This is a genomic window from Vibrio toranzoniae (assembly GCF_024347655.1).
GTDB classification, from domain to species: domain Bacteria; phylum Pseudomonadota; class Gammaproteobacteria; order Enterobacterales; family Vibrionaceae; genus Vibrio; species Vibrio toranzoniae.
The window spans coordinates 640,782-661,412 of the sequence record NZ_AP025515.1 but is presented as its reverse complement, the minus strand read 5'-3'; the positions used below and the strand labels follow the sequence as shown (position 1 = coordinate 661,412).

At 45.7% G+C, this 20,631-nt stretch carries 18 protein-coding genes; 9 read left to right on the top strand and 9 right to left on the bottom strand.

Annotation, left to right across the window (positions count from 1 at the left end; all coding sequences use genetic code 11):
• Positions 1–195: 195 nt before the first annotated feature.
• The gene (manA, locus tag OCU50_RS17370) at positions 196–1,413 is read right to left on the bottom strand and encodes a mannose-6-phosphate isomerase, class I (RefSeq protein ID WP_060469404.1); all 1,218 of its coding nucleotides are present in this window, start codon (positions 1,411–1,413) and stop codon (positions 196–198) included.
• A gap of 110 nt (positions 1,414–1,523) precedes the next feature.
• Positions 1,524–3,428: a PTS fructose transporter subunit IIABC gene (locus OCU50_RS17365; RefSeq protein WP_060468970.1), complete on the bottom strand. Its 1,905-nt coding sequence runs from the start codon at positions 3,426–3,428 to the stop codon at positions 1,524–1,526.
• A gap of 378 nt (positions 3,429–3,806) precedes the next feature.
• Between OCU50_RS17365 and OCU50_RS17360 the strand changes: the two genes are divergently transcribed.
• Positions 3,807–4,646: a helix-turn-helix transcriptional regulator gene (locus tag OCU50_RS17360; RefSeq protein ID WP_060468969.1), complete on the top strand. Its 840-nt coding sequence runs from the start codon at positions 3,807–3,809 to the stop codon at positions 4,644–4,646.
• A 28-nt stretch (positions 4,647–4,674) separates the two neighbouring features.
• On the opposite strand, the gene OCU50_RS17355 is transcribed toward OCU50_RS17360, so the two are convergent.
• Complete coding sequence (locus OCU50_RS17355) at positions 4,675–5,448, bottom strand: PTS sugar transporter subunit IIA (RefSeq protein WP_060468968.1); 774 nt, start codon at positions 5,446–5,448, stop codon at positions 4,675–4,677.
• A 7-nt stretch (positions 5,449–5,455) separates the two neighbouring features.
• Positions 5,456–5,758, bottom strand: a complete 303-nt coding sequence (locus OCU50_RS17350) for a PTS fructose transporter subunit IIB (RefSeq protein ID WP_055319098.1) — start codon at positions 5,756–5,758, stop codon at positions 5,456–5,458.
• Positions 5,759–6,082: 324 nt separating this feature from the next.
• Here OCU50_RS17350 and OCU50_RS17345 point away from each other — a divergent pair, with 324 nt between their 5' ends.
• Positions 6,083–7,948: a fructose-specific PTS transporter subunit EIIC gene (locus OCU50_RS17345; protein ID WP_060468967.1), complete on the top strand. Its 1,866-nt coding sequence runs from the start codon at positions 6,083–6,085 to the stop codon at positions 7,946–7,948.
• A 119-nt stretch (positions 7,949–8,067) separates the two neighbouring features.
• Here the strand turns inward: OCU50_RS17345 and OCU50_RS17340 are convergent, their stop codons facing one another.
• Together OCU50_RS17340 and OCU50_RS17335 are read right to left on the bottom strand one after the other, a co-directional pair.
• Entirely contained in the window at positions 8,068–8,652 is a 585-nt protein-coding gene (locus OCU50_RS17340; protein ID WP_060468966.1) for a TetR/AcrR family transcriptional regulator, read from the bottom strand.
• A 147-nt stretch (positions 8,653–8,799) separates the two neighbouring features.
• Complete coding sequence (locus OCU50_RS17335) at positions 8,800–8,973, bottom strand: hypothetical protein (RefSeq protein WP_099049791.1); 174 nt, start codon at positions 8,971–8,973, stop codon at positions 8,800–8,802.
• Positions 8,974–9,405: 432 nt separating this feature from the next.
• Here OCU50_RS17335 and OCU50_RS17330 point away from each other — a divergent pair, with 432 nt between their 5' ends.
• Positions 9,406–11,385: a methyl-accepting chemotaxis protein gene (locus OCU50_RS17330; protein ID WP_060468965.1), complete on the top strand. Its 1,980-nt coding sequence runs from the start codon at positions 9,406–9,408 to the stop codon at positions 11,383–11,385.
• Positions 11,386–11,458: 73 nt separating this feature from the next.
• Here the strand turns inward: OCU50_RS17330 and OCU50_RS17325 are convergent, their stop codons facing one another.
• Entirely contained in the window at positions 11,459–12,886 is a 1,428-nt protein-coding gene (locus OCU50_RS17325; protein ID WP_060468964.1) for an aminotransferase-like domain-containing protein, read from the bottom strand.
• A 121-nt stretch (positions 12,887–13,007) separates the two neighbouring features.
• On the opposite strand from OCU50_RS17325, the gene OCU50_RS17320 reads away from it, so the two are divergent.
• Complete coding sequence (locus OCU50_RS17320) at positions 13,008–13,904, top strand: DMT family transporter (RefSeq protein ID WP_060468963.1); 897 nt, start codon at positions 13,008–13,010, stop codon at positions 13,902–13,904.
• Positions 13,905–13,975: 71 nt separating this feature from the next.
• Here the strand turns inward: OCU50_RS17320 and OCU50_RS17315 are convergent, their stop codons facing one another.
• The gene (locus OCU50_RS17315; protein ID WP_017054855.1) at positions 13,976–14,401 is read right to left on the bottom strand and encodes a DUF3010 family protein; all 426 of its coding nucleotides are present in this window, start codon (positions 14,399–14,401) and stop codon (positions 13,976–13,978) included.
• Between the two features lie 160 nt (positions 14,402–14,561).
• On the opposite strand from OCU50_RS17315, the gene OCU50_RS17310 reads away from it, so the two are divergent.
• Both OCU50_RS17310 and OCU50_RS17305 read left to right on the top strand, forming a co-directional pair.
• Positions 14,562–14,765, top strand: coding sequence for a hypothetical protein (locus OCU50_RS17310; RefSeq protein WP_153011324.1), 204 nt, complete (start codon positions 14,562–14,564; stop codon positions 14,763–14,765).
• A gap of 29 nt (positions 14,766–14,794) precedes the next feature.
• Positions 14,795–15,664 carry a LysR family transcriptional regulator gene (locus tag OCU50_RS17305; protein ID WP_060468962.1) on the top strand — a complete coding sequence of 290 codons (870 nt, stop codon included), beginning with the start codon at positions 14,795–14,797 and terminating at the stop codon, positions 15,662–15,664.
• Between the two features lie 175 nt (positions 15,665–15,839).
• Here OCU50_RS17305 and OCU50_RS17300 read toward each other — a convergent pair whose 3' ends face one another.
• A complete protein-coding gene (locus tag OCU50_RS17300; protein WP_060468961.1) occupies positions 15,840–17,501 on the bottom strand; it encodes a methyl-accepting chemotaxis protein in 1,662 nt (553 codons plus the stop codon).
• A gap of 274 nt (positions 17,502–17,775) precedes the next feature.
• On the opposite strand from OCU50_RS17300, the gene OCU50_RS17295 reads away from it, so the two are divergent.
• The 3 genes from OCU50_RS17295 (at position 17,776) to dgcN (ending at position 20,575) form a co-directional block, all read left to right on the top strand.
• Complete coding sequence (locus tag OCU50_RS17295; protein ID WP_060468960.1) at positions 17,776–18,288, top strand: RNA methyltransferase; 513 nt, start codon at positions 17,776–17,778, stop codon at positions 18,286–18,288.
• Between the two features lie 263 nt (positions 18,289–18,551).
• A complete protein-coding gene (locus tag OCU50_RS17290) occupies positions 18,552–19,430 on the top strand; it encodes a LysR family transcriptional regulator (protein WP_060468959.1) in 879 nt (292 codons plus the stop codon).
• A 137-nt stretch (positions 19,431–19,567) separates the two neighbouring features.
• Entirely contained in the window at positions 19,568–20,575 is a 1,008-nt protein-coding gene (dgcN, locus tag OCU50_RS17285; protein WP_060468958.1) for an N-acetyltransferase DgcN, read from the top strand.
• Positions 20,576–20,631 lie beyond the last annotated feature (56 nt).

Here is a 20,631-nt window from a genome sequence, read left to right as displayed (position 1 = left end):
TAGCAAATAAAAGCCCTTCACTGTACATTTGTATCCAGCAAAATTAAGTGTGATTTGCATCATTTATGCGGTGTGATATTGGTCATATTTGATGGCGTTTTGGATTAGGTTTTTGACGCGCTAATAACCTTCGTCAAAAACAAAAATGCCCCGCAAAAGCAGGGCATAGATAGTGTGTGATTAGTGGTGATGGAGCTAGCTGTAAGCGCGCGCTACGCGTCCAACGCAGTCCAGTTTGTAACTCTCAGCATAAGCTGGAATAAACACTGACTGGCCTTTCTCTATCACGCAGGTTTCACCACATTGATGAGTGAGCACCATAGACTCGTCGAGAGGCAACAGGATTTCTGCGCCTTCTGTAGTGATTTGGCGTTGATGCGAATTTTGCACGATAGAGAACTTAAAATCCTCGACTGGAATTTCGTATTCCATCACATCACCTGGCTCAATCGGGTTGAGCAGTAATCTATCTGCTGGCTTTTCATTGAATCGAGTACAGGAAACCAGCTCGTTCACGTCCATGTACTTAGGCGTTAACCCGGCACGCAGCACATTATCGGAGTTCGCCATGATCTCTAAGCCTGTGCCTTTGATATAAGCGTGGGGTGTTTCAGCGTCTAGATACATGGCTTGCCCCGGCTTTAGGGTAATCACGTTCAATAGTAGCGGAGCGAACAAGCCGACATCACCTGGGTATTGAGTTTCAAGCTCTGAAATCAATTGGAATACACGTTTATCAGAAAGCTTGGCCTTCATGATCAACATGGTAAGCGCCATTCCTTTTTGTTCACCTTCCAGAGACAATAGGCTCGCAAAAAAGCAGGCTAAGCCATTCGGTGTTTGATCGCCCGCGAGGTCGTTAACCATCGAGTGCAGCTCAGGAATGTCGAGATAATGGAAGTGTTCAAGGATCTCGCTGATTGACCTAAAACCGTTCATCGCCGTGTAGTCGGTTAGGGCATAAACCAGTTCTGGCTTGTGGTTGGGATCCTTGTAGTTACGGTTACCCGCCGTCATTGGAATGCCTTGCTGCTCTTCTAGAGCATAGCCAGATTCGGCTTGTTGTTTGTTCGGGTGAACTTGAACAGAGAGTGCTTTCTCCGCCGCTAACACTTTAAATAGGTACGGAAGTTCACCAAAACGACTTGCGACTTTTTCGCTTAGAAACAAGTTTAGGTTCTTAGAGATCAAGCTCGCTAATGTGGTCTGCTGCCCGTTGTCGTTCACCATTGAGCAACCATTTGGGTGAGCGCCCATCCAGATTTCCGCTTGCGGCTCACCAGATTGGTTATCAATACCAAACAGTTGGCTGAACGAAGAAGGGCTACCCCATGCGTAGTTTTGAATCACGTTGGTCATAGGGTAGAAAAAGCGTTGTACGAATGAATCGTTCGTTAAAGAAAAATCAGACATCGAAATCACCATGAAGGGAAACATGGCTTGAGCTCTATTCGTTCCTAAAAAACTATTAGCTACTAAAAGCAGTAGGGTCGAAGGGCTCAAGCCATTGGAGTTGAAATGGCTTAAGCCGCTGCTGTTGTCAGCTTGGCTTTGCGTAGATTTTTAAGCGCGATACAAGTAACCGCAGTCACGCCCGCACCTGATGCCATGCAAAGAAGTGCCAGCATTGGGTAGTTCATTGCGCCTAGTAGAGCAACCACAGGGCCACCGTGAGCAACGCTGTTGGTAATACCAAATGAGAACGCCATAACCGCAGCCGTCATTGAACCCAGTACGTTGGCAGGGATAACTGACATCGGGTCTTGAGCCGCGAAAGGAATTGCACCTTCAGAGATACCCACTAAGCCCATCGCGCCTGCTGCTTTACCTGCTTCAATTTCAGAAGATTCGAACAGGTCGAACTTACGGCCAAGTCTGGTTGCGATAGCCATACCCAGTGGAGCGACAGGGATTGCACACGCCATTGCACCCATGAACTGAGTTTGACCGCTGGCAATCATGCCGACCGAGAATAGGAACGCCACCTTGTTGAACGGGCCGCCCATATCGAATCCGGCCATACCGCCTAGTACGATGCCTAGTAGAACCACGTTGCCTGTGCTCATGCTGGTTAGCAGCGCAGTAAGAGCATCCATTAGCCCTGCGATAGGTGCGCCAATCACAAAGATGAACAAACCCGCGATGAATAGAGAGCCAGTGATCGGAGCGATCATGATAGGCACAAGCGGTTGAACGAACTTGTGGTAGTTGAACGACGTAATCCATTTAACGAAGTAACCCACCAATAGGCCAGCGATGATTGCGCCGATGAAGCCAGTACCCGCGTCAGCGCCATAGAAAGAGCCGTTGTTAGCAATCCAACCACCGATAAGGCCAGGGGTTAGGGCAGGGCGGTCAGCAATCGCGTAAGCAATGTAGCCAGCCAAGATTGGGATCATCAATGTGAAGGCAACCACACCGACTTCTAGAATTTGGTTCCACATGCTGCCAGCAGGAATCGCCATGCCAGATTCACTTGGCTCACCGCCAATCGCTAGCGCTAGGGCAATCAAAAGGCCGCCCGTCACTACGAATGGGATCATGTGTGATACGCCATTCATCAAGTAACGGTAAAGATCTGAGCGCGCTTGCGATGCTTTTTCGGCGACAGATTGGTTGGTTGGAGCTTGCTCTGCTTGGTAGCTAGGTGCGTTGAGTGCTTGTTTAATCAAGCCTTGCGCGTCTTTGATTGGCGCTTTTACGTTGGTGCAGATAACGCATTTGCCAGCAAAGCGAGCCATGTCGACCTGCTTGTCACAAGCGACGACAATCGCGTCTGCGCGTTCAATCTCTTCTTGAGTCGGGCTGTTCTTAACACCAATAGAACCGTTGGTTTCGACCTTAACATCGTAGCCAAGTGCAGAAGCGCCTTTCTCTAGCGCTTCTGCTGCCAGATAAGTGTGTGCCACACCAGCGGGGCAACCTGTGACACCTATGATGAAACCTTGCTTCTCAACATTGGTTTCTGTCTCAGCAGGTTCAGGTTTGGTAAGCAGTAGCTCCAATGCGGTTTGCTCGGAGTCGGCATTCATGAAGTTTTCGATGAAACCTTCTTCAATCAATTTTGAAGAAAGCTCTGCCAATACTTCGATGTGGTGGTTGTCGCCGCCATCGGGAGAGGCAATCATAAAGAACAGTTTTGAAGGCTGACCATCATCGGCGCCGTACTCGATCCCTTTTTTGTGGACACCGATAACAACTGCAGGTTTGATCACCGCGCTGCTTTTCGCGTGTGGTAGGGCGATGCCTTCTTCAAACCCTGTGTTGCCTTGTTCTTCTCGAGCCTTAATGTCGGCAAGGAACTGCGCTTTGTCTGAAATTCGACCTTGTGCGTACAGCACGTCTATCAGCTCTTTAAATACGTCTTCTTTGGAATTGGCGCTAAGCGAAAGCTTAATCAAATCTTGATTGATCAATGTTGTGATCATAATGAACCCCTACTCTTTTTTATTTTGTTAGGGGTATTCTGAAATTGATTACTTGCCTTCTGTAGTGAAGAAAAAACGCATTTACTGGATGATTGTTGCGTTATAAATGGAGTGTGATTTTGATCGGTTAGTGGCGCGTTTTTCGGCCTCTATTGACATAGGTTAAGTCTGCTTGAGGCTTTTATTTGCAATGGGTTCGGCGTGTAGAGTTATCGAGGGAACAATGTGTGATATCAGATTTGTGACTGGAGATTTATTCCCACTACTGGATTTTTGTAACCTAGATCTCAAATTGTGATTTTGCTCAATAGCGCTATGTTTCACTAAGGAGTATATCTATTCCCGTAGCCTTATTGCTGCTTATAAGAGTTCGAATAAATGATATTTCATGACCTAATCTCGTCGGTATTAAACGAGCGAGAACCGTTTCACAACATCTGGTTTGCTGGAGATTTTCATACGCCTTCAGCATGCAGTTATCAGGTGAACTTTCCACGTTTAGAGCTGGTGCTAGACGGAGAGTATATAAATGAAATGGAGAGTCATGACCGCAAGATCACCAACGTTATCGCCAAAGCAGGGGATGCGATTTTTATCCCGCCTAACTGCTGGAATAAACCCAATTGGGATACTGACTGCTCGGTGCTGAGCATGTTGTTTGGGCGTCGTCAGCTGGGTTTAAGTTTGGTGAGTAAGCGCAAAGGCGAGGAGAGCTTTTACGACATTCAAAAGCACAGTATTCAGACTCGCTCTGGTTTTGCTATTGATAACATTTTGGAGGCGCTCAGCTCGTTAGCGCGCGAAAGTAACAAGCAGCCGATGGATGAACTGCTACTACAAGCGCTGCTGCAATACAGTAAAACCATGCTAGATGCGCCCGTCGAGAAATCTCACAGCCGAGTGCAGGATGTGTATCAGGGTATTTGTATCTACATTCAAGAGAACTTCCACCGTCATATCACCCGAGACAGCATCGCCTCGCGCTTTAGTATTTCATCGAACCATTTGTCGCGAATGTTCCGCCAACAAGGCCATATGACGTTAGCCGAGTACATTACTCGTGTTCGTGTTGATCGCGCCAAGTTCATGCTTAAGAAATACAACTTCAAGCTCAATGAAGTCTCGGTTCGTTGCGGCTTTAAAGATGTGAACTACTTCTGCCGAGTATTTAAAAACCGTACAGGAAGAACCCCAACCGAATACCGCGGTTCTATTTAGGTAAGCTCAATTTTCTAGTTGAGTCGTTTTAAATCAGACGTGAAGATATGTACATGAGCAGGGCTTGTAGGTCGACACTGCTTCGAGTCTTTTGTAAACGCTCATTGACCTGATCGTGAAGCAGGTTTCTGGTTAGGTTGGTGGCCGCCACAATATGTTCTCGCTGTGGTTTGGTAGGCAGTACCAAAGCGATGGCAACATGTACTTCGCCAATGCGTGAGGCCCAGTCAATTGAGTCGTCACTGACGATGACCGCAATCGAGAGGTCTTGAGTCGATTCAAACATCACATGTGGCAAGGCAATACCTGGGGATACACACGTAGACGAGCGCTCTTCTCGTTTAATGAACGCCAGAATCAGTTCATCCGGATCTTCTGGATACACTAAATGAGCGAGCCCTTTTAGGCATTCAAACTTGGTCAGTTGAGTTTGTGCTTTGGCATGGTGCCACTTGATGTCGCAAGGTGGGCATATCTGCGGCATTCGCTGGATTAAATCGTTTGAGAACTCATGGTTCACTTGCGAACCAACCATGTCGTAGTGCTCAGCAATGACATCTTTAAGAACGAAACAGGCCAGCTCTGCATCAATCCCTACTGCGGTAATCTGACACAAATCACCACGAAGCAAACCCACTTGCAACATCGCGACAGACTTGGAGAGATCAGCCGTTCGGTTTTGAGTGATGTTGATAATACGGATGGTACTTTTGAATTTCTTTGCTAAGCGGCTAAGTGGCTGCGCGACGTGTGAGTTCGCGGCAGGATCGTCAACGAAGAAGGTGATCTGATATTCGTTCATGAAAGGTCTAGGTGCGACAATGCTTAATAAAGACTTTATCGACACTCAACAATACCTCTTCCATAGGAATGAATAAGGTTTTAGCTGGGTCGAAGCGGTTTGGCTGTTCAATGTCTATGTCAGAGACGATCAATACCTTGTCTGCGAGGGTAATGTCCTGTGCAGTCAGTAAGTTTTCAATACCCATAGCGCCTTGTGTTTCAACCTTGATTGAAACGTTGAATTTAGGGGCAGTTTTATTTAAAGCATCAGCAGCCATATAGGTGTGGGCAATGCCTGTAGGGCACGCAGTTACCGCTACAATTCTCATTATTATTCTCGGCTTAATCTCGTCCCTGTTACGTTACATAAGCTACCTTGCAAAAGCTATCTTGCGTGGGAAATCCAGTATGGAAAGCTCGCATAGAGGAGGGGCGATATGTTTATGGGTTCTGTGGATTTTATGGATTGCCGTTTTTTATTCCAAGGTGAAAGTCACACTCTGAGTTCTTGGTTACAATAATCCAGTTAATGCACCTTTCGTCCTATATATTGAGTGCCTTTACACCGTTAATCTTTTCATCTTATTAACCTTATCCCTAGGTTAACAGACACTAATTACTTCAGTCTGAATTCAGGCGAGGCAGAGCAGCATATGGATATCACTAACATTATCGAGCCCGAGATTATCTGCTTAGAACTACAAGCAGACTCCAAACAGGCGGTATTTGAAGAGCTTGTCGAGTTACTCGATCGTGCAGGCAAGCTCTCCAATAAAAGTGAATTCCTTGATGATATCTGGAAGCGTGAGGCCATTGGTAATACAGGCTTTGATGATGGTATTGCGATTCCACATACGAAAAGTACTGCCGTTGCTAAACCTGCTGTGGCGGTAGGCATTAGTCGAACGGGTATTGATTATGGTGCTGATGGCGGTGAACTCTCCGATGTGTTCTTTATGCTCGCTTCACCAGACAACAACGACGACCATCATATCGAGGTACTGGCTCAGATCTCGACCAAATTGATCGAAGATGGCTTTGTTACAAAATTAAAGGCAGTCGAGTCGGTTAAGGAAGCTCAAGAGCTGTTTCTAGAAGCCAATTCAGATTCGTTCGACAGCTATGCTTCTAGCCATCATGAAGTGTATGTCGAGCCGCTCAGCCCTTGGGCACAATCTCTCAATCGCCTTAAAGAACACTTGTTGTATGGCACTTCGCACATGATCCCATTCGTGGTCGCGGGCGGTGTGCTGTTGTCTTTGTCGGTGATGATGTCGGGCCACGGTGCAGTGCCAGAGAATGGCGTTCTGGCGGACATCGCGCAGATGGGCATCGCAGGCTTAACCCTGTTTACTGCGGTACTCGGTGGTTACATTGCGTACTCCATGGCCGACAAACCGGGTTTAGCGCCCGGTATGATTGGTTCTTGGGTTGCGGTGAATCAATACAACACCGGTTTTCTCGGTGCAATTGTGGTCGGCTTCTTTGCGGGTTTTGTGGTGAATCTACTTAAGAAGATCAAACTGCCAGACAGCATGATCTCGTTGAGTTCTATCTTCATCTATCCACTCGTCGGTACCTTCGTTACTTGTGGTGCGGTGATGTGGGTGATTGGCTCTCCGATAGCCCAAGTAATGCTTGAAATGAACCAAATGCTCACGGGCATGGCAGGCTCAGGGAAAATGGTGCTTGGCAGTATTCTTGGCGCGATGACGGCTTTTGATATGGGCGGCCCAATCAATAAAGTAGCAACGCTGTTTGCCCAAACGCAGGTGAATACACAGCCTTGGTTGATGGGTGGCGTTGGCATTGCGATTTGTACGCCACCACTCGGCATGGCTCTTGCGACTTTTATATCGCCGAAGAAGTTTAAGCGCGATGAACGCGAAGCTGGAAAAGCAGCGGGGATCATGGGAATGATCGGCATCAGTGAAGGTGCGATTCCATTTGCTGCTGCCGACCCTGCACGCGTTCTACCTGCAGTTGTAGCTGGTGGTATTGTCGGGAACGTAGTCGGCTTTATGTTCCATGTGGTAAACCATGCACCATGGGGCGGTTGGATTGTTCTGCCTGTGGTTGATGGCAAGATTGGCTACATCATTGGCACACTCGCGGGGGCGCTCACCACGGCTTTGATCGTGATACTGCTGAAAAAGAATGTGGTTGAAGGTGAAGCGAGTGCCAACCAGTTTGCTGGTGGTTCGGTGACCGAAGAAGGGCAAGCGGATGTACTCGCGATCACTTCTTGTCCTTCAGGGGTTGCCCACACTTTCCTAGCTGCTAAGTCTTTAGAAAAGGCGGCGCATCACCTTGGGGTTCGGATTAAAGTCGAAACACAAGGTGCTAACGGGATTGGTAATCGCATCACACCAAAAGACATCGAAAGGGCGAGGTTGGTGATCTTCGCGCACGATGTCGCAATCAAAGAAGTTGAGCGCTTTGCGAACGTGAAAACGTTAGATGTCAGCACCAAAGAGGCAATGCTTAATGCGCAGGCGTTGATCATGACAAAGGTGTAACTCTTAAACACTAAAGCTAATCATCTATAAAGTTAACTAGATCAAAACTAAAAAGACTCCGCTTTAGCGTTTAGCTAACAGTGGAGTCTTTTTGTATGGTTTCTAAATAAGCTCAGCTTTTAGAAAGGGTGATACTTAAATACGTCTTCAACCATTGAGTTAAGCAAATCGATGTCATCACAGGTTTTCGCGTAGGTACGCAGGCCTGCGATCTGAACTTGAACATGTCGAGCAAGCTGAGCGGGTTCGCGCTCTTTGCTGATCTCACCCAGCTCTTGTGATTCCGCAATCAGGTTGGCGAATTCACCTTCCATGATCTTTAGTGATTTCTTTGCTTCTTCTAACAACTCTGCGTGCTCATCAGTCAGCTCTGCGACCGTTTTTGCCAACATACACATGCCATTTGGCGAACTTTGTTTTGATTCAACCACCGCCCGTTTTACGAAGTTTTCGAGTGCTTTGATAGGAGAATCAGTTTCGCTACGGAAACGGTTCAGATTGACGATGCCAAGTTCGGTATAGCGAGCCAATGTCTCTTTAAATAGTCCTTCTTTACTGCCAAATGTCGCATAGATGCTTCCCGGACGCATATCAATCACATCTTGCAGGTTGCGCATAGATGTCGCGTGAAAGCCCTTTTCCCAATACAGGTTTGTTGCTTTATCTACTACGTCTTGTCTATCGAACTTCGCGGTCTTGGCCATAACATCTACTTCATTAATCTGAGCATACGTTCAATATTTTATGCTGAACGTTCGTTCTAGTAAAGGGATGTTTGGTGACTCTGGCTGCTACGCAAAGACCCAGAACATCAAGAGTGAGAGAAACGTGTTAGTCATTAGAAAATTATATTAATCATCAATAACTTCTACGGTCTTATGCTGCGCGCCATAATAGGTACTTTCATCTATGGTATACATCAGTGTTGCTTTGCACTCCGGGCAATCGAACTCTTCATTGGGTTCGATGGCGGCTTCTTCTACCCATTCCCAACCGATATGTTCTTCGCAAGCGGGGCAATCCATAAAAATCTCTCTCAGTTGTTATCGTATGTAACGGCGAGCCTCTATTTAATAAGCTCGTTATTATACATACCTAATTAACGCTGAATAGTTCGTTGGTGCTGAATAGTTAGCGAACTTTAAGCTCATAATTGGTGCATCCCTACCCCTTATGGGTAGTGTAAAATGTGTCAATTTTCAGTCGCTTACGTCAATAAAATATTGGTCTGGGTGTTTTTCGTATCGTTAGGTCATTTAGCTAACAGTTTTATCGATAAACCAATGTATTTTGTAAGGTTAAATGTTACCTTCATCGCATACCAATCTGTGTGGCACAGAAATTGATGCACATTGATCAAGTTGAATAATTATACAGCCACAATTGAGGCGCATCTGATTAGAAGTGTGTCGAGTTAGATGGCTGAGAAAGATTTGTTAGCTGCTAGGGAGATAATAATGAATTTAACCGATATGTCTTTTAAGCAAAAAATCATCGCTTTGCTTATTTTACCGATTTTAGGTTTTCTATGGCTGAGTGTTTCTGCGATTTCAAAAGGCGTCGAAACCACCAGTGAAATGACATCATTAAACCAACTTACGCGTTTGTCAGTCGTGTATAGCGAATTGGTGCATGAGTTACAGAAAGAGCGTGGAATGACGGCTGGATTTATCGGCTCACAGGGCACCAAGTTTGTCAGTGAACTACGAGCCCAAAGAGCCAGTGCTGATAATAGACGTAATCTGAAAACAGAATACTGGCAATCTGCAGGGAGCGACTTACCGCAAATCGCTCGTCTGAACGCTGAAATAAGCCAAAGCTTAAATCAAATTACTTCTATTCGTAATCGAGTCGATTCTCAATCGATTCCACTTTCTGAAGCTTTAGGTTACTACACCAAACTCAATGCCAAGTTACTTAGTGTTTCTGCCTTAATTGCAGAGCTGAGTTCTGATGCCACTATCACTCAAGAAACCATCGCTTACTACAACTTCCTGCAGGGTAAAGAGCGCGCTGGTATTGAACGAGCGGTGCTAAATAATACCTTCTCAAAAAATGAGTTTGGTCCCGGTATGCTGGTTAAATTCATCTCTTTGGTGACAGAGCAAAATACCTACTTCTCGAACTTCAAAGTGTTGAGCACCCCTGACAACGTGCGATTTTTTGAGCAACAGTTAAATGACCGCTCGGTGGCCGAAGTAGAAAAGCTTCGCGATTTAGCGGAATCTAAAATGAGTGGTTTTGATGTCGACCCTGTGTACTGGTTTGCACAATCAACAGCACGTATTGTTCAGTTAAAGAATACGGAAAACCATTTAGCAGAATCATTGATCACGCTTACGGAACAAAAAGCTGCCAGTGCTCGATCGGCAATGATTACCAGTATTGCTATTTTTGTCGTGATTACCTTGTTCTCGATCTTTGTTAGCGTTAAAGCAATTACTGATCTGACGACTCGAGTGAAAGACTTAACGAGAGTGCTATCAAAAGTACGTGATGAGAATGACCTAACGGTACGTGCGACTTACGAAGGTAAAAGTGAATTAGGTCAGATCTCGTTATCGCTTAATACAACTCTAGAGAAGTTCTCTGAAGTTATCGACAACCTGTCTCAATCTAGTCTAACACTCGCGTCTGCTGCAGAAGAGACGGCGCAAACTTGCCAATACAACTCCAACACCTTAGTTGATCAACAAGACCAAATTGGCTTAATTGCAACCGCGACAGAAGAACTTTCAGCAACGGTGAACGAAGTCGCGGCTAAAACACAACAAACAGCAAGTTCAGCTAAGTTGGCTAATAAACAGTCACAAGAAGGCTTGAGCACGGTTCAGCACTCTTACCAATCGATTGAAAACCTAGCGTCTGAGATTAACGATCTGGCTGAAAAAATTACCCACCTACACGACAGTAGCAATAATATTAACAGCGTGATTGACGTGATCAAATCGGTTGCTGACCAAACCAACTTACTCGCGCTAAACGCGGCGATTGAAGCGGCACGTGCTGGTGAGCAAGGTCGTGGTTTCGCCGTCGTAGCGGATGAAGTTCGTACATTGGCGCAGCGCACTCAAGAGTCTACCTTGGAAATTGAAGGCTTCATTGGTTCACTACAATCAGACGTGCAAACCGCGTTTAACGTGATTGATAACAGTAAGGAGATGTCGTCAAGAGCCGTTGAGGACTCACGAGGAGTAGAGAAAACTCTGCAAGATATTTCAATTGCAGTGAGCGAGATATTTAGCATGACAGAACAGATTGCAACCGCAACCGAAGAGCAAGCCGTTGTGACTCAAGATATTGCTCAGAACGTTATGGCGGTAGAGCAGAAGTCGACAGAATCTACGACAGGTGCAACGCAAATTGCTGCGACAGCCAAAGAGCAAGCAGAACTAGCAGCGTCACTGAAACAGCTCTCGAATACTTTTAAGAGTTAAGAGTTAAGAGTTAAGAGCTTGATACGAAGATATGACTCACTTACAGCGGGCATATCTTCGTTAGGCGCTAGAATTAGTGTACGTGTTTAGCGATAAGCTTCGCTAAGGTAACTATCCCTTCCTTCCACTCTTTACTCTCTTCAATATTGGCAACAGTGAATCGCAAACAGTTCCTGTATTGGTCATTCGTCCCAAATACTGTTCCGGGTAAAATGCCTAACTTATGTTTTAAACAATCTTGATAGACCGCGTAGCTATCGACCGATTCAGGTAGTGTTATCCAGTTTAGAAAAGATCCCTCTGGCTTCGATAAATGATAGCGTCCTTTAAGGTGTGGGTAGTTATCCAGTGCTTGTATCAACAAGCTTTGAAACTGCTTTTGATTGGTTTGGTAGAGCCGTTTCATTTTGGATAGGTGACTGCGATATTTGCCAGTGGTGAGAAATTGCCCTACCGCGGATTGCATCAAATTTGAGCTGCCCATGTTGTCGCAAAGCTGATATTTTTCGACCAAAGGCTGGTAACGCCCCGACAGTAGCCAGCCAATTCGCAAGCGCGAGTCTAAGGTTTTAGATAGTGAGTTCACGTAGATAACCCGATCTTGGTTATCAAGCTCTTTGAGGCTGGCGATTGGTCTATCAAACGCCAGACTACCAAACACATCGTCCTCGATGAGCGGTAAAGAGCCAGTGACCTCCAATAATAACTCACGGTTAGCTAACGGCATTCGCGAACCTGTTGGATTGGTAAAGTTCGGTGTGAGAAGCAGCGTTTTTACTTGCCATTTATCAAGTGCACTTTGTAGCGATGGGATGTCTATTCCGTGGCTAACACTGCTTGGTATTTCTAGAGCCTGCAAACCGAGTGATTCAAGTAGCAGCAAGTTGCCGAAGTAACACGGTGATTCTACCGCTACGATGTCGCCCGGCTTGGTTAATGCCCGTAAAGCCAGGCTGATCGCTTGTTGCGCGCCATGAGTAATCGCAATCTCTTTCGATCCCGCAGGTACGCCTAGATCATGGGTGATCTTTAATAATTGCCTTACTAATTGCTCGTCACCGGGTGGTAACTGATAATAACCCGGTAATTGGGTTTGTAAACGGCTGTGTCGACCGATTTCGGCATATAAGCTACGAATCGCGGGGTTGTTGATGTTGGGATGGGCAGAGCCAGCCAGCAGTTTTAAACGACCTTTCGGGGGAGAGAGTACAGATTTTGTGACTGACAATAGATCGACTTTTTGAGGTTGGCTTGGCGTATCCCAGTTAGTGGTATTAGGTGCTTTGACGCGATAACCTGATTTGGGAACAGAATAAACCCAGCCTGTCGCTTCGAGTTCTTGATAGGCTCGAATCACGGTATTTTTACTCACACCAAGTTGTTCACTGAGTTGGCGAATAGAAGGTAATCGGTCATCGGGGTGAAACAAGCCTTTCTCGATCTGAGTTTTAATGTGCTGCTCGGTCGCTAGATACTTGTTGCTGCTGAGTTCTACGTCCACACATTCACCTCTCGTTTGTTTTTAATCTGTAACCATTAAAAGTATTATATCTGTATCTTTATTACTTATCTGTACCCAACTAAGGTAACAGCATTAATGAAGAGTTGGCCAGAGGTTTGTAATGCTGATTAAAATGATTCCTTTTGTGTTTGTAATATTGTGGTCGTCGGGCTTTGTTGGCGCACGTCTTGGTGTTGAATACGCCGAGCCTGCGACGTTACTTTCACTTAGGATGGTCGCTAATGTCGCGCTGTTTTTAGTTTTGATAGCGTTTCTTAAGCGTCGTATTCCTCGTGGTCGAGCATTTTTTCACGCCTGCGTGGTGGGCATTCTGATTCATGGTTTCTACCTTGGTGGAACGTACTTTGCTATAAATTTTGGCATGCCTGCGGGGCTCAGTTCGTTACTTGTTGGCTTACAACCTATTCTCACGGCACTGATCATGGTCAGCTGTACGTCACAACGTTTTAACGCCGCTCAATGGCTTGGCTTATCGCTTGGTTTTGCTGGTATTAGCTTAGTGTTGATGGGGAATATTGAATGGCAATCGGATGATCAAAAAAGCATCGCGACGTTATTGTGCTTAGTCTCACTGGTTGGTATTACCTGCGGTACTTTATACCAGAAGCGCTTTTGTCAGGGGACTGATATGGTAGGAGGGGCGATGGTGCAATACTTAGCCGCCGCGGCCTTGTTTCTTCCTTTCGCGATGCGTTACGAAACCATGCAAGTGAACTGGACTCTGGAGTTTACTCTAACGCTTGCTTGGCTCGTCATTGTTCTATCGTGCGTAGCAATTCTGTTGCTCTTGTATATGGTTGAGCATGGTGCATCCTCAAGCGTGGCATCGGTGTTTTATTTAGTTCCGCCAACGACGGCAATTCAAGCTTGGCTTATTTTTGGCGAGTCGTTTGACACCTATGGTGCAATGGGGTTTGCCTTGTCAGCTACAGCGGTATATTTGGTAGTGAAGAAGCCAGCTTTAATGAAACCGCGAAGACGAGCTGCATTAGACTGATAGATAGCAATAAAAAGAGCCTGAATCATATTCAGGCTCTTTCTGGTGAGTCGTTTGTTAGCGACTAAGAATTAGCGCTTCATCAAGCACGCATAAGCTGTTGTAAATGGAGCTTCTTGGTATTGCTTAAGGCCAGTTTCTTTGAACTTCATCATAAGAGGGTTACGCTTAAGGCTTTCTTTGATGTCAGTTGGTGACACAACAGTGACGTCTAGTCCATCGATCAACTGAATTGCGGCTTCTAGTTTGAAGCCAAAACCACCGCCAGCAAATTTACCTTTTGTTTGGCGTTGACGAATCACAACTTTATCTACTTGGTAATCTTCCATTAACTTTGCAAAAGAGAATTGAAAGTCTTTCATATTCTGTGTGTCGTTTGCGTCGCTAATCGCAACCTTAGAAACTCGGCAATCAGGGATGTTAAATACACCATCTGACAGAGAAAGAAGACAGATGACTGCGTCGTTACCTTTGATTTCAACACCACAAATTTTCATGTTTATACCTATTTACTTTTGAGCCGTACATTATGGTTCTATTTCCATGACTTCTCCAGTATTTGAGCATACCTGTGGTAAATAAGTACAATATTTCTTTTAGTTTTATCTTTTCCAAGTTGCCCCTTGCTTAAACATTCGACAGTCGATACAGGACGCCATGAGTGCTAAGGTTTTGGAAGTGGCTTTCGTAAGTCATGTGCTGATCGTGCAATGGGTCTTCGGATACAGCATTGAGCTGACGGTGATCTCTATGAGGCGTTTAGGGGGATTGATTTTGAATGGTTGTAGTCGGTCTCTCTATGCACATAACCTATCGAGCATGGTGACACTGATTTGTAACTTCAATACACTGTCTGGGTAACCATCGTTCAGTATAGGGTAAATATAGGTATGGCCAATTGGGAAGGGGTAAGTGAGTTTGTTGCAGTGGCAGAACGTGAAAGTTTTACCAGTGCGGCGCAGAAGCTTGCTACGTCAGTGGCTCAAATAAGTCGTAGAGTCGCGAACCTTGAAGAACGTCTCGCGGTTAAATTATTAAACCGAACCACGCGCAAAGTCTCTTTGACAGAAGCTGGCCAGCTTTACTATCAACAGTGTAAGTTGTTGGTTGAAGGTTTAGAAATTGCAGAGCTTGCGGTTACACAGATGCAATCTACACCAAAAGGTCTGCTGAAGGTCACCGCTCCTGTGACCTATGGAGAGCGTCAACTTGCCCCGCTTCTTCACCAATTCTTAAAGCTCTACCCACAGGTAGAATTAGATCTGATGTTAACCAACCAAAAGCTTGATCTTATCGACTCAGGTGTTGATGTAGCGATTCGCTTAGGTCGCTTAGAGGACTCTAGCCTGGTAGCAAAGAAGCTCTCACAGCGACAACTTTATGTTTGTGCTAGCCCCAAATATATTGAACACTCTGGAGAACCGCATACGCTCTCGGAATTGACCAATCATCAATGTTTGGTGGGTGGTTTTGAACATTGGCGTTTCAAAGAAAACGGTCGCCCTCGTTCTGTTCGTGTCAATGGGCGTATTAAGTGCAACAGCGGTCTCGCATTGCTGGATGCAGCGAAGCAGAGCATTGGTTTGGTTCAATTACCTGAATATTACGTAAGCGAAGATCTAGAGTCGGGAGAGTTGGTTGAAGTGCTGTCTGATTACCGAGACGATAAAGAGGGGATTTGGGCGCTTTATCCGCAGAACCGCAATTTGTCTTCAAAGGTTCGCCTGTTAGTGGAGTTTCTTTCCGAGCAATTGGATTAATGGTATGAACCAAGCTGTCTTTGAGTAAGTACAGAATATTGGCTCTACTTGAATGGCTTCTTTGTATTAATACATCATTAAACCAAAATTGGGCTTCAGAATAGAGATTCTGAAGCCCAACATTTAGTTAATGCGAGGCATCTTTAAACATCAAAGTACTGTGTACAGGCTTAAATTAGACGGTGAATCGATCTACCAAGTGGTACAGCTCATTTGCTCGATTGTTGAGGTTTTGGCTACCGGTACGGTTTTGGTTTGCCAATGATGCCGACTGTGAGCTCTGATCTGAAATCACAACAATACGTTGAGAGATTTCTTGGCCAACAATGTTCTGTTGTTCTGTCGCCGTTGCAATAAGCGAATTCATGTCCATGATGGTATCTATCGACGCTTGAATTTTCGCCAGAGCTGCAGCTGCAGCATTTGCTTCTTCCACTGTTTGAGTACTGCGATTTTGGCTCGAATCCATCGCTTTTACAGCAGCATCTGAAGCGGCTTTTAGTTGTTGGATCATTTTGTGGATATCGCCTGTACTTTCCTGAGTTCGGCTTGCAAGTTTACGAACCTCATCGGCAACTACGGCAAACCCACGCCCTTGCTCACCGGCACGTGCGGCTTCAATCGCGGCATTCAATGCAAGTAGGTTGGTTTGCTCAGCGATGTCTTGGATAACCGCCAGTGAAGACGAGATATTCTGTACATCGCCTTCTAAACGAGATACCACTGTGTTCGCTTCTGATACTTCGCTCGCGAGGCCAGCTACCGAGTTTGCAGCAGCATTGACAATCTGTTGAGCTTCTTTGGCGTTATTTTCCGCTTGTTTTGCAGAATCCGCAGCCTGACTTGCATTACCAGAGATCTCTTGTGCGGTCGTGGTCATCTCGGTCATTGCTGTTGCGACTTGTTCTGTTTCTTCACGTTGGCCAGTAGCAATCTCATCGACCTGAGCGGCGCGAGAAGACATGCTGGTGGTCTCTGATACGACCTGCTGACCCACATCACTTACGCTGCGAATGATGGTTTGTAGACTGGCAACGAAGGCATTGAAGTTTTCGCTAAGCCTAGTGAATTCCGGTGCTTTGAACGCCTCCATTCGAGCGGTTAAATCGGCTTCACCACTCGCAAACGCGCTAATCGAACGATCAAACTGCTCTAGGGGTTGCATGATCGTTCTATTCACAGCAACAGCGAATACGGCGACAACAAGGGCAATTAAACCACAGAACATTGCGATAGCAGTTAATGAACTTTGTAGCGCGGCATTGGAGCTTTCTTTCATCTCGGCAATAACAGCGTCGATGTCATCAGTGTAGAAGCCAGTACCCAACATCAAATCCCACTGTGGAACAAATACTGAGTAGCTCAATTTGGGTAACGCGACAGATTGACCTGGTTTAGGGAAATAGTAAGTCGTGAACTCACCTAATTTAGCGTTCTTAATGAGGTCGCGGATTAAGTAATTACCTTGCTTATCTTGCAGATCGTAGTAGTTGTTACCAATCCCATCTTCACTTTGTCCAACCACGACTCGGACACCTTTCGAGTCATAACCAAAAATATAGCCAGACTCGCCATATTCTAAGGTTCTCAATGTTGGTAAAGCTTCTTCTAGCGTTGCACCTCTATCCAAGAATGGACTGATCGAAGAGTAGGCCATTTGTAGATATGCTTTGAGTTCCTTTTCTTTCATCGCCATCATATTGCTACGCGTCGATTCTACTTGCTGTGCGGTTAGCTCGGTGCTCTTCATATAAGTCACGCTCATCATACCGACCGCCATCAGCAGCAAAGGTATGAAGGAGAGAATATAGAGGCGATTTTTGATGGTTAGAGTCATGTCACGGTTCCTGTGCGATTGTCCAGTGCAGTTTTCAACAGATTATTAATGTGAATTAAAAATGTAAATGAACTTGTTGTTTAATTGCTACCCGAAATAGCATTTGTTTTGTAAATATGAAGGTGGTTCTGTTTTCTGCTCGTGAGGCCTATGTAATCAGGGTCAGTGCACGTCATTATCTGGTTGTTTATGTGCTTTTGCATTCGACATTGCTTTGTTAGAATGCGACGCTTTGTAGCACCCTGCTATGCCTATTCGTTAAGTGAGAAAATTCATGAACAAAAGCCATGTGACTATTGGTTTAACTAACCCAAAGAGCCCGACGAATGTCGGCGCTGTTATGCGCGCGGCAGGTTGTTACCAAGTCGATGAAGTTAAATACACAGGGCAACGTTACGAAAAAGCCGCGAAATTCCACACTGATACTAAGAGTGCAGCGCGTACGATCCCGCTTACTGGCGTGGAGTCATTCTTAGATAATCTTGAGCTTGAAACTCAAATTGTGTGTGTAGAACTTGCAGAAGGTGCAACATCGCTTCCGCGTTTTAAACATCCAGAAAACGCTATTTATATTTTTGGCCCGGAAGACGGGTCTATTTCTCAAGATGTAGCTGATAGAGCGGATCATGTTGTTTATGTGCCAACGGTTGGCTGCATGAATTTGGCAGCAACAGTGAATGTTCTGCTTTATGATCGTCTTGCAAAGTCAGATGAAATGGACGAGAGCAACGAGCTTATTAAAAAAAGCCGCGATAACCGTAATCATCTGCTAATCAAAGAAAAGTAAATCTCTTCTTGTCGTGTTACCTATCCTGTAAGCAATCGGAGAAGCCACTCTCTCTATACTTTACTAGAGAGGTTATCTTTCCTTAAAGAACTGCAGCAGTTAAGCACTCGTATTAACCTCTCAAGCCTCATATTGAAGGGTTACTCGCTCAGTTTGATAGCACCACACAGGCAGCTATATAAAGAGACAACTTTATAGATAACAACTTTGCCAATACAACAACCAAAACTTGAGCTTGCTTGTTGAACCATAAGGACATCAATGTGAACCTAAGACAGTTGGAAGTCTTTTACGCCATTATGCAGACCGGCACCGTATCTGGAGCTGCGCGTAATCTGCACGTGTCGCAACCCAATGTAACGCGTATTTTGGCGCACACTGAGCAGCAACTCGGTTTTGGTTTATTTGAACGAGTTAAAGGGCGTTTAGTACCAACGGTTGAAGCCAAAACTTTGTTGCCAGAAGCGGAGAAGGTCTATCAGCAGTTGGGGCAGTTTCGTTCTTTGACCAACAAAGTGAAGCTAGGCCATCAGCATCTACGCATTGGTGCGCCGCCGATTCTGGCAACCAAATTACTGACACCAGTGATCGCCCAAATGTCTCGCGATCAAGAACTCTCTTTTGAGTTACTGACAGCCAACCGCGACGAACTGTGCGCTGGGCTTTTAAAGCATGAGTTAGATGTTGCTATTGCGTTTGGGGATGAAGCGCCGCCGGCGGTATTGGCTGAAACGTTATTGACCCAATCACTGAAGGTTCTGGTTCCATCAGATCGAGTTGATCATTTACCCACGGAATTGACCTTGGATGATCTGATCAATTCTCCGCTGCCAATCATCGGGCTTGATAGTCGAGATCCGCTGGGTTTGCTGCTGCATCAAAGCTTGATAGCGCGAGATGAGCATTATCACCATCCGATATCCGTTCGTGGTTACAGTGCAGCTGCGGAACTGGTGAAGCACCAAGCGGGGCTTGCGATTGTGGATCCGTGGACGGCCGCTCAATACCAAGATGATGAAGCGGTTTGCATGTTGCCACTGAAGCCAGACATACAATTCTCAGTTTCGATTTTGTGTGCGGAACACTCGCCACAGTCGATTGCGGTTAAGCAGTTCATTTCAGCATTACAGTGCTCTTTCTAACTCCTCACTTTTTTGAGCATTACTTAACTTTTCACCTATAACCTTGCGTTATAGGCATTCGATAAATAAGCATTCGGCAGCTTCAAATTTCTTAACTAAAGTAAATCCATACAAGGACTTATTAACTAGGAATGCTCATGTCTATCGCTCAACCTTACCTTCTTTTTCTTGGGGATGTTACCGACCCACTCGCCGCAAAAACAGCGCGTGGTATTCACCAATGGCGACCAGAAATCTGTTTAGGCCAACTGCGTTTAACAGGCAATACGGTTTCTCTTGGTCTAACGGATATGACCTTACAACAGGCACAAGCACAGGGGGTGAAAACGCTAGTGATTGGCACCGCAAACCCGGGCGGCGTTATTCCTGAGTCATGGCAGCCTACGATATTAGCCGCGGCAGAAATGGGACTTGAGATTGCATCGGGCATGCACCAGCGCTTGAGTGAATTTTCACCGCTTGCTGAGACGCAACAGCGAGGATTGACTAAGCTCCATGATGTACGCCATTTTGATGGTGATCTAAAGGTTGGTAACGGTAAGCCACGTCAAGGTAAGCGTCTTCTTACGGTCGGAACAGATTGCTCTGTAGGCAAAATGTTCTCGGCTTTAGCCATTGAAGAATCGCTTAAACAAGCGGGAACATCTGCTCAGTTCAAAGCGACAGGGCAGACTGGTATCTTGATCGCTGGCAGCGGTATTTCGATTGATGCTGTCGTTGCGGATTTCATTTCGGGCGCGGTTGAAGCGATTAGCCCCGATTTTACCGACCACGAATGGGACATCATTGAAGGCCAAGGTTCGTTATTCAATCCGTCTTTTGCGGGTGTGAGTTTGGGGTTATTGCATGGCGCACAAGCTGACGCTTTGGTGTTGTGTCATGAAGTTGGGCGACCACATATTCGCAACTTACCACATGCCAAGCTGCCAACGATCGAACAAACCATTGAAGCGAACTTGCAAGCGGCACGACTGACAAACCCAGGGGTAAAACTGGTAGGTCTCTGCCTGAATACATCAGCGATTAGCATTGAAGAAGCTGAGACATTGTGCCAAAAATGGACCACACTTTATCAAGTGCCAGTGACGGATCCAGTGCGATTTGGTGTACAACACATTACTGATCATTTGCGACATTCATTATAACGCTTTCATCATTTCTACGTTTTCATTTGTTAAAGCAAACATCAATCGAGTGAAAT